A 4,173-nucleotide genomic window follows, 5' to 3' on the forward strand; every position below is an offset into this window, starting at 1 on the left:
ATGTTCGTTTACCCAATGTTTTCGGCGATAACATGGTGTTGCAGCGCGACAAACCAATCCCGGTATGGGGCTGGGCCGATAAGAACGAAAAAGTGACCATACAGTTCAACCAACAGGTGAAAACCGTAAAGGCCGATAAGAATGGCCGGTGGAAAGTATTCCTGCAGCCTGAAAAAGCGGGCGGTCCTTATACCCTCACGGTGAAAGGCAGGAATAATATCAGTTTAAAGGATATCCTCATGGGCGATGTATGGATCTGCAGCGGTCAGTCCAACATGGAGTTCCATGTGAACGGCGTTACCAATGCCAATAAGGAAATAGCGCAATCTGCCAATCCTGCCATCCGGCATTTTTATTTACCGAAAGATATAGCGGCCACACCGAAGGATGATGTGAAGGAAAGCGCCTGGCTGCCGGCGGCGCCGGAAAATACAGGCGATTTCACCGCGGTGGGCTACTTCTTTGCCAAAGCACTGAACGAGCAGCTGCATGTGCCTATCGGCTTAATACATACCTCCTGGGGAGGCACCATCGTGGAAACGTGGATCAGCCATGAAGGACTTACCAGCAGCGACGACTTCCGCGACATGATGCAGGGGATTCCCACGCTAAACCTCGACTCCCTGGGCGTTGCCTCCAGAAACAGGCAGCTGCAGATCATACAGTCGTTACAAGGCGGCCTCCCCGATGCCGCTACGGTGGCTACCTGGTCTGCCCCCGGTACTGACGACCAATCCTGGAAAAAGATGAAAGTGCCCACCTTATGGGAACAGCAACAGCTGCCCGATTTCGACGGCATCGTATGGTTCCGTAAAAACTTCCAGGTAGCCGGAGCGGATGCCGGCAAGCCTGCAGAACTTAGCCTGGGCGCCATTGATGATAACGACGTGACTTATATCAACGGCACAAAGGTGGGCAGTACCAACAGCTACAATGCCTTCCGCACTTATCAGATTCCTGCCGGCGTTTTAAAAGCCGGTAATAATGTAATTGCCGTAAGAATAGAAGATACCGGCGGCGGTGGCGGATTTTATGAAGATGCAGAAAGTATATTTTTAAAGACTGCCAGTCAGAAACAATCCCTTGCAGGCGACTGGGCCTTCCGTATCGAGAAGGCAATTACTCCCGGCGCCAGCGTTGGCCCCAACAGCTACCCTTCTTTGCTGTTCAATGCCATGATCAACCCCATACTGCCTTTTGCCATTAAAGGCGCTATCTGGTACCAGGGAGAAAGCAATGCCGACCGTGCCTACCAGTACCGCAAAGCATTTCCGCTGATGATCAGCGACTGGCGCCGCTTATGGAAGCAGGGCGACTTCCCCTTCTACTTTGTACAACTGGCCAGCTTCAATTCTGCCAACGGCAACAGCCGGAAAGGAAGCAAATGGGCCGAACTGAGGGAAGCGCAAACCCTTACCCAGCAACTGCCCAATACCGGTATGGCCGTGATCACAGACCTCGGCGAGCCTAAAGATATTCATCCGAAAAACAAACAGGATGTAGGAAAACGGCTGGCAGCTGTAGCACTTCACCAAACCTACGGGCAGGATAACATATTCAGCGGCCCTGTGTACCAGTCGATGCAGGTAAACGGCAACAAGGTAACCCTTAGCTTCACCAGCACCGGCAGCGGCCTGGAGGTGAAAGACAAGTACGGTTATATCCGCGGATTTGAAGTAGCGGGCGCCGACAAACAATTCCACTACGCCAAAGCCTATACCGACGGCAACAAAGTAGTAGTGTATGCAGATGAAGTAAGCACTCCTGTAGCCGTTCGCTACGGCTGGGCAGATGACAACCTGGAAGACAACCTCTTTAACAAAGAAGGCTTCCCGGCATCTCCCTTCCGCACGGACACCTGGAAAGGTGTTACCGAGGAGGTGAAATACAGCGTAATCAGTTTAATCCTGAGTCAGACAAAATCCGCTTAAATCTCCCCAAATCATTTTAAATCCAAAGTAATCAAATCAGGGTAATCAGTGTAATCAGTTTAATCCTGAGTCAGACAAAATCCGCGGAAGATCGCCGAAGGCGATCAGAACAGCGAAGGCGCCGGCAGCAGGTCGGTATCTTCCCCGGAGGCAACGCCTGCGAGCGTGTGAATGAGTTTTCGTACTGCCGTTTCCGTGGCTTCGTCGGTGATGAGACCACTGCTGCTGACTTTTGTTTTTACGGAGGGGATTACGAGCTGCGCACCGGCGGCGATTTTTGATTCTATGATCAGCAGGGTGCCCAACAGCGACTGGTGCGCTTTATACCCCGATGTGCCGGCAGTGATGAGCGCTACCGGCTTTTGCGAGAAGTGCATGGAGGAAACCGTCCAGTCGATGGCGTTTTTTAGTGTCCCTGGCACACCAATAGCATATTCCGGCGTGCATATCAGCACGGCATCCGCTGCTGCCAGTTGGGCACGGAAATGTTGTACTGCCTCCGGTGCGGCGCCGGGGTCCGTATCCAGGTCGGGGTTGAAGTGCGGGATAGCGGTGAGGTTATCCAGCAGTTGTACTGAAAAAGTGCCTGCCGACAGGTTAGTGATGGCCGTTATCAGGTGATGATTGGAAGAGGATTGCCGGGTGCTTCCGCAGATGGCCAGTAGTTTTACCGGTGGTGTCATATCATGATCGTTCATTGACTGCAAATTAAGCGGATTCCCTTTGTTTGCCAGCAACTGCGCATCGATTTTATTGATGTGCCTATAGAGCCTCCTGCATCTCCCGGGATTTTTAAAAATATTCTCCGGAAAAAAAATATATTTGTCTGACCACGTTCCTGATATCAACTAAGAGAAGAGTTCCATGTATAATGAAAACGAATTGCTGACCAAAATCGCGGCAGGAGATGAAGCTGCCTTTAAACAACTTTTTGAACAACACCGGAAGAAGCTCTATCATTACCTGATCACCATCACCAAATCCAGGGAAGTGGCGGAGGAAATTCTGATCGATGTATTCCTTAAACTATGGACAGGCAGGGAACTGATCACCGGTATCCAGCATATGGATGCTTTCCTTTACAAGGTGGCCTACAATAAAGTCATGGACTTCTTTAAACTGGCGGCCAGGAACGCCCGCCTACAAAAGCTGGTACAGGAACAAATGGAAACGCAGCAGGAACAAAGCGCCGATTACAGCCTGCTGAACAACGAATGCAGGGAAATCCTGAACAGCGCGTATAAGCAGTTGTCGCCCCAACGCCGCCTCATGATCACCCTCAGCCGGGAAAAAGGTTTGACCCATGAAGAAATAGCCACTGAACTGAATTTATCCCGCAATACCGTTAAAAACACCATTACCGACAGCCTGAAGATCATTAAACAATACCTGCGGAATAACCATATCAGTACTTTCATGTACCTGTTGCTGTTGTCAGATTTATTTTCAGACTGATTAGTACTACCCCCTTCTTTTTGTCGTCATAGCAGTTATATAACTGGCATATGTCGTCTAATCCGTTAAGATTAAAACTATTACTACAAAAATACCTGTCCGGCGGGTGTACGCCACCGGAGCTGGAAGAGTTCTGGGCGCTGATGAGAGAGCTATCGGAAAACGACCTGGTATCGCAGGAACTGGCTGCGCTCTGGGAACGCACCCCAGAGCAGGCACAGGAGCCTGCGTGGGAGCAATTATATACACGCCTGCAGGGAAAGATCCGGGAAGGTGAAATTGATATGCTTAAAGTGATGACCGTGAAGCGTAACCCGCTCTATAAAAGGATGGTTATTGCCGCTGCCGTAATACTGGCTGTTTTCAGCGCCTGGTGGCTGTTTCCGGACACTAAGCCCACGTCCGTCATTACCGCTGAGCTGCCCGCAGCACAGCATACCTCCAATAAAGTGATCCACCTTCCTGATGGCAGCATAGTAACACTGAATGAAAACAGTCAGCTGGACTATCCCGCTGCTTTTGAAGGCCGCAGCCGGGAAGTATACCTGAGAGGGGAAGCTTTCTTTAACGTGGTATCAGATAAGAACAAGCCGTTCCTGGTGCATACCGGCAGTATTGTGACCCGTGTATTGGGTACGTCCTTCAATATCAGGGCGGCAGGAGATGCTTCCCCTATAGCCGTTACCGTTACCACCGGTAAAGTACAGGTTCAAAAAGAGAATAAAGCCATCTTAGCCGAGCTGCTGCCCGGCGATCAGCTGATACTTGATAAAGCCGCCATTGCGCC

The 4,173-nt window shown here is 50.7% G+C and carries 4 protein-coding genes; 3 read left to right on the forward strand and 1 reads right to left on the reverse strand.

The window, feature by feature from the left end; all coding sequences use genetic code 11:
• Window positions 1–1,931, forward strand: a 1,931-nt coding sequence (locus VN105_RS26050; RefSeq protein ID WP_325645756.1) for a sialate O-acetylesterase, incomplete at its 5' end; no start/stop codon positions are given.
• Window positions 1,932–2,035: 104 nt separating this feature from the next.
• On the opposite strand, the gene VN105_RS26055 is transcribed toward VN105_RS26050, so the two are convergent.
• Window positions 2,036–2,629 carry an NAD(P)H-dependent oxidoreductase gene (locus tag VN105_RS26055; RefSeq protein WP_325645758.1) on the reverse strand — a complete coding sequence of 198 codons (594 nt, stop codon included), beginning with the start codon at window positions 2,627–2,629 and terminating at the stop codon, window positions 2,036–2,038.
• Between the two features lie 166 nt (window positions 2,630–2,795).
• Here VN105_RS26055 and VN105_RS26060 point away from each other — a divergent pair, with 166 nt between their 5' ends.
• Window positions 2,796–3,386 carry an RNA polymerase sigma factor gene (locus VN105_RS26060; protein WP_325645760.1) on the forward strand — a complete coding sequence of 197 codons (591 nt, stop codon included), beginning with the start codon at window positions 2,796–2,798 and terminating at the stop codon, window positions 3,384–3,386.
• 50 nt (window positions 3,387–3,436) lie between these two features.
• The coding region (locus VN105_RS26065) for a FecR family protein (RefSeq protein ID WP_325645762.1) at window positions 3,437–4,173 on the forward strand (737 nt) is incomplete at its 3' end.

The organism is Chitinophaga sp., from assembly GCF_035564935.1.
Taxonomy (GTDB): Bacteria; Bacteroidota; Bacteroidia; order Chitinophagales; family Chitinophagaceae; genus Chitinophaga.